The organism is Lactobacillus sp. UCMA15818 (assembly GCF_030400225.1).
In the GTDB taxonomy this organism is placed as follows: Bacteria; Bacillota; Bacilli; order Lactobacillales; family Lactobacillaceae; genus Liquorilactobacillus.
The window spans coordinates 1-14,718 of record NZ_VJYB01000024.1; the positions used below are offsets into that span (position 1 = coordinate 1).

General features: G+C 34.5%; 13 protein-coding genes and 1 pseudogene. 6 read left to right on the forward strand and 8 right to left on the reverse strand.

Annotated features, from left to right (window positions below):
- Positions 1 to 108, forward strand: a pseudogene (locus tag FFX44_RS12230) (IS30 family transposase); the annotation flags it as partial.
- 316 nt (positions 109 to 424) lie between these two features.
- Here FFX44_RS12230 and FFX44_RS12235 read toward each other — a convergent pair.
- The 7 genes from FFX44_RS12235 to FFX44_RS12265 form a co-directional block, all read right to left on the reverse strand.
- Complete coding sequence (locus tag FFX44_RS12235) at positions 425 to 826, reverse strand: Rid family detoxifying hydrolase (protein ID WP_289981462.1); 402 nt, start codon at positions 824 to 826, stop codon at positions 425 to 427.
- 161 nt (positions 827 to 987) lie between these two features.
- Positions 988 to 2,172, reverse strand: a complete 1,185-nt coding sequence (locus tag FFX44_RS12240) for an MFS transporter (RefSeq protein WP_289981463.1) — start codon at positions 2,170 to 2,172, stop codon at positions 988 to 990.
- A gap of 15 nt (positions 2,173 to 2,187) precedes the next feature.
- The gene (locus FFX44_RS12245) at positions 2,188 to 3,357 is read right to left on the reverse strand and encodes an aminotransferase class I/II-fold pyridoxal phosphate-dependent enzyme (RefSeq protein ID WP_289981464.1); all 1,170 of its coding nucleotides are present in this window, start codon (positions 3,355 to 3,357) and stop codon (positions 2,188 to 2,190) included.
- On the reverse strand, positions 3,357 to 4,325 hold the full coding sequence (locus FFX44_RS12250) for an NAD(P)-dependent oxidoreductase (RefSeq protein WP_289981468.1): 969 nt from the start codon (positions 4,323 to 4,325) through the stop codon (positions 3,357 to 3,359). The genes FFX44_RS12245 and FFX44_RS12250 overlap by 1 nt, the downstream gene beginning before the upstream one ends.
- Before the next feature lie 16 nt (positions 4,326 to 4,341).
- Positions 4,342 to 5,067 carry an amino acid ABC transporter ATP-binding protein gene (locus FFX44_RS12255; RefSeq protein WP_289981472.1) on the reverse strand — a complete coding sequence of 242 codons (726 nt, stop codon included), beginning with the start codon at positions 5,065 to 5,067 and terminating at the stop codon, positions 4,342 to 4,344.
- A complete protein-coding gene (locus FFX44_RS12260) occupies positions 5,060 to 5,716 on the reverse strand; it encodes an amino acid ABC transporter permease (RefSeq protein ID WP_141052598.1) in 657 nt (218 codons plus the stop codon). The genes FFX44_RS12255 and FFX44_RS12260 overlap by 8 nt, the downstream gene beginning before the upstream one ends.
- A gap of 13 nt (positions 5,717 to 5,729) precedes the next feature.
- Complete coding sequence (locus FFX44_RS12265) at positions 5,730 to 6,548, reverse strand: transporter substrate-binding domain-containing protein (protein ID WP_289981501.1); 819 nt, start codon at positions 6,546 to 6,548, stop codon at positions 5,730 to 5,732.
- A 320-nt stretch (positions 6,549 to 6,868) separates the two neighbouring features.
- Between FFX44_RS12265 and FFX44_RS12270 the strand changes: the two genes are divergently transcribed.
- The 3 genes from FFX44_RS12270 to FFX44_RS12280 all read left to right on the forward strand — a co-directional run bounded on the left by FFX44_RS12270 (position 6,869) and on the right by FFX44_RS12280 (position 10,055).
- Complete coding sequence (locus tag FFX44_RS12270; RefSeq protein ID WP_289981505.1) at positions 6,869 to 8,047, forward strand: aminotransferase class I/II-fold pyridoxal phosphate-dependent enzyme; 1,179 nt, start codon at positions 6,869 to 6,871, stop codon at positions 8,045 to 8,047.
- A gap of 26 nt (positions 8,048 to 8,073) precedes the next feature.
- Entirely contained in the window at positions 8,074 to 8,871 is a 798-nt protein-coding gene (locus tag FFX44_RS12275; RefSeq protein WP_289981531.1) for a helix-turn-helix domain-containing protein, read from the forward strand.
- A 248-nt stretch (positions 8,872 to 9,119) separates the two neighbouring features.
- Positions 9,120 to 10,055: an NADP-dependent oxidoreductase gene (locus FFX44_RS12280; RefSeq protein ID WP_289981510.1), complete on the forward strand. Its 936-nt coding sequence runs from the start codon at positions 9,120 to 9,122 to the stop codon at positions 10,053 to 10,055.
- A 126-nt stretch (positions 10,056 to 10,181) separates the two neighbouring features.
- Here FFX44_RS12280 and FFX44_RS12285 read toward each other — a convergent pair whose 3' ends face one another.
- Positions 10,182 to 12,173, reverse strand: coding sequence for an ABC transporter ATP-binding protein/permease (locus FFX44_RS12285; protein ID WP_289981512.1), 1,992 nt, complete (start codon positions 12,171 to 12,173; stop codon positions 10,182 to 10,184).
- A 354-nt stretch (positions 12,174 to 12,527) separates the two neighbouring features.
- Here FFX44_RS12285 and FFX44_RS12290 point away from each other — a divergent pair, with 354 nt between their 5' ends.
- Positions 12,528 to 13,403: a diacylglycerol kinase family protein gene (locus tag FFX44_RS12290; RefSeq protein WP_289981514.1), complete on the forward strand. Its 876-nt coding sequence runs from the start codon at positions 12,528 to 12,530 to the stop codon at positions 13,401 to 13,403.
- Between the two features lie 104 nt (positions 13,404 to 13,507).
- Positions 13,508 to 14,428: an aldo/keto reductase gene (locus FFX44_RS12295; RefSeq protein WP_289981523.1), complete on the forward strand. Its 921-nt coding sequence runs from the start codon at positions 13,508 to 13,510 to the stop codon at positions 14,426 to 14,428.
- Positions 14,429 to 14,718 lie beyond the last annotated feature (290 nt).

The window sequence follows — 14,718 nt, forward strand, 5'->3', positions numbered from 1 at the left end:
CAAGTCAGTGGCCGTCGTAATCATATACCGAGAAAATCACTAAATTACAAAACACCAATTGAGATATTCATGAAAAATATCACAGATAAGCAATTAAGTTTTTTCTAACTTAATTTGACATTTCAAGATTATAAAAGACAGCAAGAGTTCAACGCGTATATTGTCTAATTTTTGGTCAAAATATAATTATGTTGGTACAGTAGGCATGAATAAAACAATAATTATGAGATATAATCAAAGTCAAGGGAAAATATGAGATTATCTTAAAGAAAGTTATAACTTGAAGTACATATAGGGCGTAATAAAAAATACAAAAAAACTCGGCATTTTATTACGTCGAGTTTCTATATTTTATAATCATGCTCTGCATTGTAAAGGAATAGTGTTATTTTCATTTTATTCTTTAAGGTATATGCAGGCATATCTAATCTTTGTTATTACATTTAATTGCTGTAATTTCAATCTCAATTGAAGCTCCTAATGGTAAAGCACTAATTTCTACGGTAGAACGGACTGGCAACTTATCAATGTTTTTGAAAAATAAGGAATATATTTCATTAATGCTTTGGAATGCCTTAATATCTGTCATATAAATGTTGACTTTAGCTATCTTCTCTGTAATAAAGCCAGATGCTATTAAGATAGACTCTATATTTTTAAAAATTTGTTTAGTTTCCGCAATTATTCCTCCACTAACTAATTTTTCATTTTGGGGATCAATACCTACTTGACCCGAGCAAAACAAAAAGTTTCCTAACTTGACGGCTTGAGAATACGGTCCCACCGCTGCAGGGGCATTTTGTGTAGATATTATTTCTTTCTTCATAGAAACTCCTCCTTTAATAATTTATATCCAGCAAACTATGAGTTTGGTAACAGACTGTGTATTGCACGAAATATCATTGACTGGTTTGTAGTTGAAAGATTAAGGCTTAAAAAAGTAAAAAGCGTGTGAATACTTACTACAAATTTAAAGCATATTAATTTTTATTTATGAGGCATTCTTTTATTATATGAACACAATATTATTAAATTAATTAGTAACACTACAGCTGCAATTAAAAATAAATTTTTTAGTGGTACAAATTGTATGATAATACTACCCATAACTGAACCAAACAGGCTACCTATTGATTGAGCTGATAATCCTAGACTAAAAATTGTGCTGATTTTATCAGTTGATTTAGATAGTAATACTTGTGTCATTGGAAATAAAGCACCGCTACAAAAGCCACCCAATAATCGTAAAATACCAAAAATCAACAAGCTATTTGTTAATCCTAAGAATAGATAAAGTGTTAATAAAATTGCATCGGCAATCAACATTATATTTATTTCACCATGACGTGTACTTAAATTGCTTAATGGTGTTGCAGATAAGGCGGTTGCTAATCCTGGAAGCGCCGATATGATACCAGCAGCTAGGCTTAGATAACTTTGGTCGCTAATCATTTTGCTTACTACTAGGCTAATAAAGGGGGTAATCAAACTTTCAATTAACTGAAGCAACATTGTAACACTTAGTAATAGGATAATATTAAAAGTCATAATTGAGAGCAAAGATTCTTTTTTCTGATGTTTTTGTTTTACTTGTTTAATAAAATCTTCTTTAATTCCTAGTAGGCTAATAATTCCAACACATAGTAATATGAAACCTGTAAGTAGAAATATTATGCGGTAACTGAAAATTGTACCTAAAAGTCCACCGAAAATTGGTCCTAAAAGTCCACCAAGAATATACCCTGTAGATAATGTTGCTATTATCTTTGTTTTTTGCTTCTGAGGTGTTTCTGCTGATATTAACGCAATTGCACTTGGCGAATAACCATCAAAAAAGCCTTGGAACATTCGCAATATGATAATTTGCCAAACAGATGTTGCACAGCCAATCAAAGAAATGACTATTGCCATACCAAAGGAAGTGCGGATTAACATTGGCTTACGACCATATTTATCCGCGATTTTCCCCCAAAATGGAGAAACAACTATCACCACAATATAAGAAGCGGCATAGGATAAACCGGTATATAATCCAACTTGAGCTTCCGTAAAATTTCCAAGTTGTGCAATATATAATGATAAAAAAGGGATTGCTTCGCTAAAGGCCATTCCAGCCATGAACGTTCCTAACCATGCAAAGCGAAAATTTTTATTTCTCGTTTCTATATCCATAAATATTCTGCACCATCAACTATTGGCAATCGTTTTTAAATCATTTACTGCTTTTTTTAACCGTTTCATTGCTTCAGTTAAGATTTTTTTGTCAGCAGCATATGAAATACGGACATATCCGTCAGCTGAAAAAGCACTTCCGGGGACTACTGCTAACTTATAGTCTTGAATTAGCTTAATTGAAAATTCCCACGATGAAATTTTTAAATTATTAATATTTACAAAAATGTAAAATGCTCCTTGGGGATCAACGTATGTGAGTCCCATTTCATCTAGTGCCGTGGTCACTATCTCTTTGCGCACTTTAAATATTTTGACTAATTTTTGAGGGTTATCTGCATCCTGCTCTAGTGCTGCAATTGACGCAATTTGTGAAATACTGGTGGCAGTTCCTACATTAGTTTGATGAACTTTGAACATCTGATCGATGATCTCCATTGAGGCTAAGACATAACCAATTCGCCAGCCAGTCATACTATGTGATTTAGACACACCATTTAAAACAATGGTTCGTTCACGCATATTTGGTAAGGTTACAATTGATTGTGCTTGCCCGGAAGAATTGTAGACTATTAAATCATAGACGTCATCAGTAATTACATAAAGATCATGTTTAATAATAACTTTGGCAAGTGCTAATAGTTCTGTTTGATTTAAAATTGTTCCTGTCGGATTATTAGGATAATTTAAGATTACCACTTTGGTTTGTGGTGTGATAACTGCTTCCAGTGCATCTGCAGTCATCTTGAAATTTGTCTTAGTAGTATCAACAAAAGCAGGTTTTGCCCCAGCAATTATTGTTGATGATACGTAGGCTGGATAAGCTGGAGCAGCAATCACAACCTCATCACCAACATTACATAACGTTCGCAATGCTAAATCAATTCCTTCACTTGCGCCGACAGTCACGATTATTTCTTTGCGCCAATCAAACTTCATACCATAGTGGGTATCAGCAAAAGTAGCAATTGCTTTCCGCAGAGCTTCTGTACCACGATTGGATGTATATTTTGTGTAGTTATTCTTGATTGCTTGAATACCAGCCTGTTTTGTGTTTTCTGGTGTTGGGAGATCGATTTCGCCAACAGTCAGTTGAATAATGTCTGTTAAGTCATCTGTAAAATCTGAAATATGGCGAATACCTGACTGCTTAGCAACTTTTACAAACTTATTAATTGATTTCATTAAAGGTATTTCCCTCCGTTTTCTGCTAGTAAATTAACTGGATGTATAGCTTGTTTAGTATCCAAAAAGTGGACGAATTCCTTTGCCACCATGAGATCGGTTTTTTCAATCGTGTCATATGTTTGTGAGCCAATATGTGGGGTTATAATAACATTATCAAGTTGTAACAACGGATTATTAGGATTCATTGGTTCATTTTTTACGGTATCCAGTGCCGCACCACCCAGCTTTTTTTCAACCAGAGCTTGATAAAGTGCTTTTTCATCTAGAATCGCTCCTCGTGATGTATTGATAAGGATAGTATTTGAACTCATTTTGGTAATTTTTTGAGCACTAATTAGGTTCTCTGTTTCTTTAGTATGTGGTATGTGTAACGAGATAATATCTGAATTTTCAATCAACGTTTCTAAATCAACTTGGCAACCATATTTGACTTCCTTGGGAGTATGATTAGCAATCAAAATATCGGCTCCAAAAGCAGCTAGTAGGTATTCAACTTTTTGGGCAATATGTCCATAACCGACTAAACCGATTGTTTTTCCACGTAATTCAGTTCCAGTAAATTCGTCAGTATATAGTTTTTTGACACCTATCTTAGATGCCGCATTGGCAATTAAAATTTTTCGACTAAGCATGATCATTAACCCTACAGTCATCTCAGCAACTGCATCTGAATTAATTCCCTTTGTATTGGTGACCTGAATACCACGCTTAGTTAATTCTTTAAGGGGTAAATTATCAACACCAACACCACAACGAAGAATAATTTTTAAATTTGGTAATTGTTGTAGTAATTCTAAGGAGAAGTTTGAATCTGGATAAACTAGAGCAGTTATTTGATCACCAACAGTCTTAAGAATTTCATCAGGAATTTTTTTTGGACCAACTATTGTTTTGATAGCATGATCTTTTAAGTATTCCAGACCAACCTGTGTGAACGAACCGACAATATACACAATTTTTTCCATTCACTTAGCCTCATTTCTACACTAAAATTTTCGATAAAAAGTTTTGTGTCCGTAGATGCTGTGGGTGATCAAAAATCTGTTCAGGGCGTCCTTGTTCAACAATTTTGCCGCCATCCATAAACATTACACGATCACTGACTTGACGGGCAAAACCCATTTCATGAGTTACAATAATCATTGTCATCTTTTGTCGAGCTAACATTTTCATGATACTCAAAACTTCACCAACCATTTCTGGATCAAGAGCGGAAGTGGGTTCATCAAATAGCATAATATCTGGATGCATTGCCATTGAACGAGCAATTGCAACTCGCTGTTTTTGACCACCAGATAATGATGATGGATATGCATCGGCTTTGTTAGCAAGTCCAATCATTTTTAATAATTCATGTGCTTCTTTTTCTGCAGCAGCCCGCGTAACTTTTTTCACGTTGATTGGTGAAAGTGTAATATTATTGAGAATTGTCAAGTTGGGGAATAAGTTGAAATGCTGAAATACCATGCCAATTTTACCCTTCATTTTATGAATTTCGTATGTCGGATCAGTTACTTTCACATTATCAACCATGATTTTACCTTCATTAGTAGTCTCTAATTTTGCAATACAACGAAGTAGTGTTGATTTGCCTGAGCCAGATGGACCAATTAAAACGACTACTTCATTAGTAGCTACCTTAAAATTAATATCTTTCAGAACAATGTTTTCCCCAAAGCATTTTTTTAAATGTTCAATTTCAATCATTAACAGCCATTCTCCTTTCAAAGATATGTAATATTCCACTGATTGAGAGCGTCAGAATTAGGTAGATTAGAGCAGAAGTTAAATAGGGTTCCCAGACGCGATAGTACTGAGCGTTCATGGCTTGGGCCCAGTAGGTAACTTCAGGTGCAGAAATCACTGATGCAAGGGAAGAATCCTTAATCAAACTGATAAACTCATTTCCCAGTGGTGGTAAGATTACCTTGATAGCTTGAGGCAAAATAATTTTTAGCATTGTTTGTGTATTAGTCAATCCTAAAGTTGCAGCAGCCTCACCTTGCCCTTCAGAAATAGACTGAATTCCTGAACGGAAAATCTCGGCAATATAAGCACTAGAATTCAGGGATAATGCTAATATTCCAGCAATGATACTATTTGACTGTCCTAATATTAATGGGACAACACCAAAATTTATTACTAAGATTTGCACCAATAAAGGTGTTCCCCGAAATAACCCTACATAAGCTTTAAATGGTAACGATAGCCAAGACATTTTCGACATTTTTCCTAAACAAATAAGAAATCCCAAAATTGTTCCGAAAATGATTCCAAAAAGTGAGAAACCAATTGTATATCCAATGCCTTTTAGAAAATACGGTAGATAATTTATTACTAAATTAAAATCAAACATTTTCTACACTCTCCTAATCAGTATTCTTTAGAGCACTAACATCTGGTTTAATACCAAACCATTTCTTGTAAATTTTTGTGTAGCTTCCATCTTTGATTGCTTTTTTAAGGGCTTTATTATATATATTTCTATACTTAGATCCCTTAGGGAACATAATGCCAAAGTATTCAGGAGAAAATTCCTTATCATCTTGCACAACTTTCAAACCACTGTTTGGATTAGCTTGAACAAATTTTTTGTTACTTGTATCATCGCCAATAGCTGCAACTACTTGATTATGCATTACCATTTGATCAGTAACACCACTGGAAGATTTTAAAATATTGGAACTATTCTTACCGAAAATTTTCTCTGCCGCTTCCTGACCAGTTGAGCCTGTTTGAACCGAAACTTTCTTTCCTTTAAGATCCGAGGCACTATTGATATTACTGCTTGTTTTTGTAACAATACTTTGTCGAGAAACAAAGTATGTGTTTGAAAAATCATATGTTTTCTCTCTATCAGAAGTAACTGTGATTCCAGCAATACCTAAATCTGCTGATTTATTTTGGAGTTGTGTAAACATTGAGTCCCAACTGACATTTTTTATTGTGTAGTTATATCCTGCTTTCTTGGATAATAATTTAATAAGATCAATATCAAATCCAACTATTTTGCCTTTTTTGACGTATTCAAATGGATTCCAATTAGCATATGTCAAAATGTGTACTGTTTTTTTATTTGTAGTATTTGAGTTATCAGTGTTGCCACTGGAAATAAATCTAACCATTCCAAAAATTAATGCGACTAAAGCGACAATGCCTAAAGTGCTGTATAAAAATTTTTTCTTCATGTCGTTTCCTCCATTTCCTTAGTAACTTTAATTTTCAACTATGTTTCTAGACTAGAGTCAAGGGAGAAAATAAAAATTTGATTAGGAAAATTGTTGAAATCGTAAACAAACGCTGTTAAACATGAATTCTTAAATTAAATTTTCTCATAATATAATGTTACTAAATATAACATTGAATCTATTGCATAATTGTTTTTTTATGCGTATATGGTTCCAATGCCTTGGTAAATATAGCTTTCTTATGATATTTTTTAATTTATTGACTCTACACTAGTGGTAGACATTAAAATATAATTTAATCAAGAATTGGAGGTTCAATCATGACTGAATTAAATAGAGAAACTGGTATTTTATATAAAGGTTCGCGTATTGATACAATAGCTAAGGATCCAGAAACTATGCCATTGTATATGACTACGGCATTTAATGTTGATGATTTAGAAGACTTACAAGAGCGCTATAAGGTTAAGGGTTACACATATATAAGAACACGTAACCCTAACCGTAAAGCATTAGCAGATTTAATGACATATCTTGAAGGTGGAGAGGATTCTATTGTTTGTTCTTCTGGGATGGCAGCAATTTCAACAGCAATTTTAACAATTACTAAGACACAGGCTCATGTTATTGCCGATAGTACTCTGTATGGGGAATCCATTGAATTATTGGAAAAGTTGAAAAAATTCGGGGTAAATGTTACATTTGTTGACATAAACAATCTTGATGAAGTTAAGGCTGCTTTTAAGGATGAAACAGTTGCAATTTATTCGGAGACAATCTCAAATCCAATGATTAATACGATAGACTTTAGGGCAATCGCAAATATTGCTCATGAAAATGGTGCTAAATTAATCATTGATAATACTTTTGCAACGTCACATATCATTTCACCAATTCAACTTGGTGCAGATATTGTTGTTAATAGCCTGACTAAATTTGCTAATGGTCATAGTGATGTTTGTGTGGGTTCTATTACTTCCACGATTGATTTTATTAAGGAAGCTAATTATTTACAGCAACTGCTTGGCTCAACTGCTGATCCAATGAGTGCTTGGTTATGTGAACGTGGTATACGGACGATGGAATTACGTGTTCAAAAACAATCTGATAATGCTCTAGCAATTGCCAAATTTTTAGAAACAATTCCTGTTGTTAAGACTGTACACTATGTCGGTTTAGATAGTCATCCACAGCATGAACTAGCGGCAGGTCAATTTAAACATCATGCTTTTGGTGGCATGCTTAGCTTTGAATTACCTGATGATGAAGAAAAAATGAATGAATTTATGCATCGTTTATCATTTGTCCATTATGCAATGACTCTCGGTGGTTTTAGAACTACAATTTCAGTACCGGCATTCTCCTCACATTATGATATGCCCCGCGAGAAACGGCTCTTACTCGGTATTACGGATGGAATGATTCGTATTTCAGTTGGCATCGAAAATTCTACGGATTTGATAAACGATTTAAAAAATGCATTAGAGGTTTATAATTAACATTTTTATTGGAGGTGCTTTGTTTGGTGGAAGAACTATTTACAATTGGACAAACTGCTGAAATGTTTGGGTTATCGGTTCAAGCTCTGCGCTATTACAGTAAGATTGGTTTATTGACTCCCCGTTATACCAATCCAAATAGTGGTTACCGATACTATTCATATGAGCAATTCAATATTATTGATAGAATCAAGCATCTTCAACACCTTGGACTTTCTCTGAATGAAATTCATGATATCTATGCTAGTCCTAACCAAATTTCTGATTTAAAAAAATATCTAGTTATTCAAAAAAAGAAAGTTACTGAAGAAATTGACCGACTTTCACAGCTTTCATTTGATATTTCTGAATATGAGAAGTATTTTTCTTTTGATGATAATAACGACTTAAGCTATATTCCCTATAAAGTACACAGACCTACACGTCACATTCTGCAGGTTTCTTGTATTGGAAAAACACGAGAACAACGACATATTGATCTTTTTCGTTTGCGTCATAGTCAAGAGTATAAGAATTTAGATGTACTTCGGCAATTTGTTTTAGTTCTGGACTGGCAAGATTTTAAAAAACATATCATTACGCCGCTTAAAATGGGGCTATTGGTTGTCGGTAACATACCTAGCAATTGTCCAGATATTATGAAATTACCGGCTAGAAACTCAATTTGTTTTCAAGGTAAGATATTGACTGATGACTGGAATGGCCAATTTGCAATTAAAATTGCTCAGGCTCATAGCTGCTCTGGTGTTGTAATTGCTAGTGAATATGAAAATAGTTTATCTACTTTTGATAACTGCATATATGAGGTAGAAATTCAAATTTAAAAAATAATGGTGAAGATTGAAAAGGTGGATAAACTACAGGTATTAACGCTTGTTAGTTTATTCGTGGTAAATGAATCGTAAGTTTTACTTAGAATTAAAAATTGCTTTAGCGAGAAAGAATTTCTTTTGATATAATATTTCATTAATGTGAGATAAGCTTTTTTACATTTTCAAATTTACTTATCTTTTGTAAATGCTATCAATCAGAGTATAATTGGAATCATCAAATTATAGGAGTGAGTCGATCAATGAAGGCAGTTGCAATTAAAGCATATGGCGATATAAATAACTTACATGAGATTGAGTTGGGAGTTCCAGAATTGGCTGAAGATGAGGTACTTGTTGAGAATTATGCAACGAGTGTTAATCCGATTGACTGGAAGGCACGGTTAGGTTATCTAAAAGAAGCATATTCATGGGAATTTCCAGTAATTCTTGGATGGGATACAGCGGGAGTTATCACACAGGTCGGTGCCAAAGTTACTAATTTCAAGATTGGTGATAAAGTATTTGCACGACCGGATATCTATGCTGATGGTAAAAGAGGAACTTATGCGCAATATGTAGCTGTTAAGGAAGATAAGTTAGCACTTAAACCAGATGAAATTACATTTGAAGAGGCTGCAGCAGTACCTTTGGCAGGGTTAACGGCGCTGCAAGTCGTTGTGGATCGTCTGCATGTAAAAAAAGGTGATAAGGTGCTCATTCAGGGTGGAGCAGGAGGTGTAGGCTTATTTGCTATTCAGATTGCCAAACATCTAGGTGCTTATGTTGCAGCCACTGCGAGTAAAAAGAATCATGAATTCTTAAAAAGTCTAGGAGCAGATGAAGTTATTGATTACCATGAGGCTAAGATAGGCACAGTATTAAGCAATTATGATGCTGTCTTTGATACTGTTAATGCAATTGATGATGGGCTAGCAATCTTGAAGGAAAATGGACGCTTGGTAACAATTGCTGGCAAGCCGAGTGTGGAACAAAAGGCAAGTTCAAAAGAAGTTTCAGACTGGTGGTTACAACCAAACGGCAAACAATTGAAGGAACTGGGGGATTGGATTGTCGCGGGTGAGGTAAAAGTGGTCATAGACAGTGTATATCCTCTGACTACAGCGGGGCTAAGAGCGGCACATAAAAAGAGCCAGTCAGGCCATGCTAGAGGAAAATTAGTAATTAAAGTGAAATAGTTTTTCATATTTGAATACAAAAAGCATCTCATGATTGTTAGTATTAGACCAACAACCATGGATGCTTTTTTCTAAGTTTCTAGATAAGAGGGAAATTAAGCCTGCTAAAAATTAAAAACAAGAAAGTTAATCTGCAGATAATGCATCAATTGGATTTAATTTTGAAGCTTTTCGCGCAGGCAATAATGCAGCAACCATTGAGATAAAGAGCGAGGCTAAAATAGCAAAAATAACATTAGCTAGATTAATTTGAACAATATTAAATTTGATTAAATCATAAATAAAGTTGTTCAGCAATATGCTGAAACCCCATGCCAGCAGTAATCCGAGAAGTGCCGAGAAAAGTCCAAGTAAGAGAGATTCAGCAGTAAATAATCTTCTGATATCTTTACGCCTTTCTCCTAGAGCACGTAAGATTCCAATTTCTTTTGTTCGCTCTGCAACTGACATATACATTGTTACGATAATCATCAATGCCGAAACAACTAATGAAATACCAGCAATAGCAGATAATACAGTTGACGCCAGGCTCACGTAATTATTAACTGTCTTGAGAATATCACCAACAGTTATAACGGAAAAGGCATACTTGCCATTAACCTTTTGTTTACGAATTTGATTTGCCACAGTATCAACATTGTCGATGCTTTTTGAATTAACAACTATAAAATTAGGATCCGTTCTAGCACCCGCAGAAGATAAAAGTGACCGAGTTTCTGAATACGAAAGGACGGTTGTTTCGCCTGATACGCTACTTGATGAAGTTGAGATTCCTGAGATAGTCAACTCTGTTTTCATCTGAACAGGAGTATTATTATTTGAAAGCCAATTAATAGTGACATTGATGTTTTTTCCAATAATTGACCGATATTTTTTTGAACTTCCAGATAAAGTAATTGCCTGGTTCTTTGAAATCACAATTTCTTTTCCTGTGGGCCAGCTGCCCTTAGATAATGAATTCGATGTATATGACTTTGTATAAGTTTGAATGCCTGAAGAAGAGACATTCTTATTGTTGTAGCTTAGTGAATATGTGCCTAGTTGATAACCGGGCTGGATATACGAAGTGCCTGTTGTTTTTTTGATGGCATTTATTTGAGCTTGTGAGATAAAGAAGTTAGTTGGATCTTGACTGAATTGTTGAATTTCTCTTTGTGCCTGAGTATTGTTCAATTTTTTTCCGCTGGGATTAGACATAACTGTAATTGTTTTAGGGTTAACCAGAGAATTAATTTGATTACTTATATAAGAATTGATTCCATTGCCCAATCCTGAAAATAAGAGCACCGCAAAAATTCCAATTGCAGTACCTAAGATGATTAGTGAATTTTGCTTGATATTATATATCAAGTGTCTGAATGCGGAAACGTAACTTGCACCTGCAGGCAATGGATGTGAAGCAATTCGAGTAGAGCTATTTGTGACTTCATAGGGAGCTTTAAGATGTTCATCGTCTTTTACTTGCCCATCAACTAAACGAATAATTCTTGTACCATGATCCGCGACAGCTTGAGAATGGGTAACGGCGATTACAAGTTTGCCATCTTTTGCAATCTTATTAAGGATTTCAAGAACCTCTTGTGTATTCACTGAGTCTAGGGCTCCAGTGGGTTCATCTGCTAGGATGATATCAGGATCGCTGGCTAAAGCACGTGCAATTGCAACACGTTGTTTTTGCCCACCCGATAGTTGGTTGGGATGTTTCTTTATTTGATCTGCAAGTCCTACTTGGTTTAGTAAGTCCTTTGCTCTCTCTATCTTCTCCGTGTGCGATAATTCAGTCATTTCTAGTGAAACAAGGACATTTTCAAGAACAGTAAGATGTGTAATCAAATTATAGGATTGATAGATGTAACCAATCGTGCCTCTGCGATAGTTATCCAACTGTTTTTCTTTGCGATGGTCAAGAACCTCGTCATTAAGAGCAACTTCACCATCGAAGTTTCGATCTAAGCCACCAATAATGTTCATTAAAGTGGATTTTCCACCACCGGATTCCCCAAGGATTGATACAAATTCACCAGTATTAAATTCCAGATTAATACCGTTTAGAACCTTACTTTCAGTTTTGCCGAGAAAATAAGATTTATGGATATTTGAAAGCTTTAGTAAACTCATTTGATTTTGACCCCTTTTTTAGTGCAGTATAGTATATAGTAAAAACATTTTATCTTAGTATAGTAAAAAAAGAACGATAAATATGGGTATTAGTTTATTTTATGAAAAAATTAGCAAACTAGTCAATAGATAAGCAGGAAAATGACGAAAAATATTATTTGAAAGTTTTTTTGATAAGAACATTATAAAGGCAAAATAAGTCACGATAAATGATTGTTGTGCTAGAGTAATTAAAAGTGTATGGATAAAGACATGCGGAGGGAAAAATATGTAATTATTCCATTTTTAGTATTTATAGTGATTATTTTTAGAAGTGAGAGAATAACTACAAACATAAGAAAATGAGGTGAGTCTATGCAAGGGAAAACAATGATTTATTTTAATCCAAAATCAGGGGCCGGGAAGTCACAAAGAATTGCGGATCAGGTTGAGATAATCTTAAAAAACAGAGGCCTATCAGTATATCAGTTAAAAACGAATACCAAGGACGAGGCGTTGAAAAAAATTGGAATTGAAGCGCCAAAGGTTGATCGAATTATCTGTATCGGCGGAGATGGAACAATCAATGTTTTGGTAACAGCATTGCTACGAAGTAATGTAATTGTTCCGATTGGGATAATTCCCACTGGAACAGTCAATAATTTTGCGCATAAATGGAATTTATCTGATAATGTTGAAGATGCGATTAAAACTGTATTAAGGGGCAGACAACAAGCTATTGATATTGGTGAGTGTAACGGACAGGCAATTATTAGTTCATTGGTTTTTGGGAGTTTAGCTGATATTTCTAATGAAGTAAGACAGAAAGAAAAGCAAAAATATGGTTTTGCAGCCTATGGGTACAATGCAATTAAGCAGATTGGTAAGAATCATTCACATCAGACACTTTTATTTAATCAGACGTTTTCAATGAGAGTTAAAGTATGGGTTTGTTTAATGACTACTTCTAATTATATAGGCGGAAGAAAATATTTAGAAGAAACTGAAGATGGACTGCACTTAACGATGCTTAACAATATGAAGATAAATAAGCTCTTGAATCTAGGATACTTTGCATTGACAGGTAATTTAAGAAGGTCAACTACTCTGACTACCTTTGATATTAAGGAGATCACTGTTCGTAATATTGGGGAAGAAATGCTTGAAACTCGAATAGATGGAGATAAAGGGCCAAAGCTGCCAGTTAAAATTAAATGGTTGCCAAAAAAAGTGCAGCTTTATGTAAATTAAGGATGATTGATATATCTTGAAATCTTCTTGAGCAGATAATAGAGAATTTTTGGATAGTATGTCGTATAATCTCCTTGAATACAGAAAAGAATGGAGGATTCAAAATGTCAAAGGAAGTTAAGATTGGTAAGAGTGACGTTATAGCAACTAAGATAGGATTGGGTACAAATAAGGTTGGAGGACACAATCTTTTCAAAAGTCTAGATGATAGAGATGGCTATGCAGTTGTACGAGCAGCGTTGGATTCAGGAATTACTTTGCTTGATACAGCATATATGTATGGGTTAGGACGTTCTGAGGAAATTATTGGTGAAGTGTTAAAAGAATATGATCGTTCGAAATTGGTTATTGCCACAAAGGCTTCGCAAGATCCTGCACAAGAGCATAAGAAAAATAACAACACACCCGCTTTCTTAAAACAGGCTGTAGCAGATGCACTCAGAAGACTCCAGACAGATTATATTGATATTTTCTATATCCATTTTCCAGATGAAGAAACGCCAAAGGATGAAGCTGTAGCAGCTTTGGCGGATTTAAAAAAAGAAGGGAAAATTAGAGCAATCGGAGTTTCTAATTTCTCTCTTGCACAAGTTAAGGAAGCCAATAAAAATGGTGACGTGGATATTGTTGAAGACAATTATAGCTTAGTTCATCGTACTGCTGAAAAGGACTTGTTACCTTATCTGAAAAAGAATCAAATTTCTTTTGTACCTTATTTTCCATTAGCATCAGGACTCTTAACAGGTAAATATAGTGCAGTTGATAGTGATAAGTTTGAACAATTCAGCAGTGAACAATTCAAGAAGATTATTTCTAATATGTCACGTGTTAAGGAAATTGCAGCAAAATATGATGCAACTGCTGCACAGGCTATACTAGCCTGGTATGTTGCTAATCCTGATGTGAGTGTTGTAATTCCAGGTGCTCGCAAACCTGAACAAGTACTAAGCAATGCCAAGGCATTAAATCTTGTATTAACAAAAGATGAGTATGATGAAATTGATACAGCTTTTAAGAAATTCTAAAGTGTAACATAAGGCGATAAAATTAGAAGAAGGTACTTGATTTATAAAATGTTTTTACATGTGACAAACAATCTAAGATTAGTTCTGGTATTAATTGGTGAAAATCAGTTAATATCAGAACTTTTTGTTTTACACTGAAAGTGAAGCTAAGGGCGACTATAACCCCTGGGACTTCGAGTTCGTATTTTAAAATGACTTCCTTTACTTTCTACGCACAAATATGATTTAAGATTGAGGACCCTTTGAGGCCGTGTTTAGGAAATGATATCTGCGTTGAAAGTTTAGTTTAG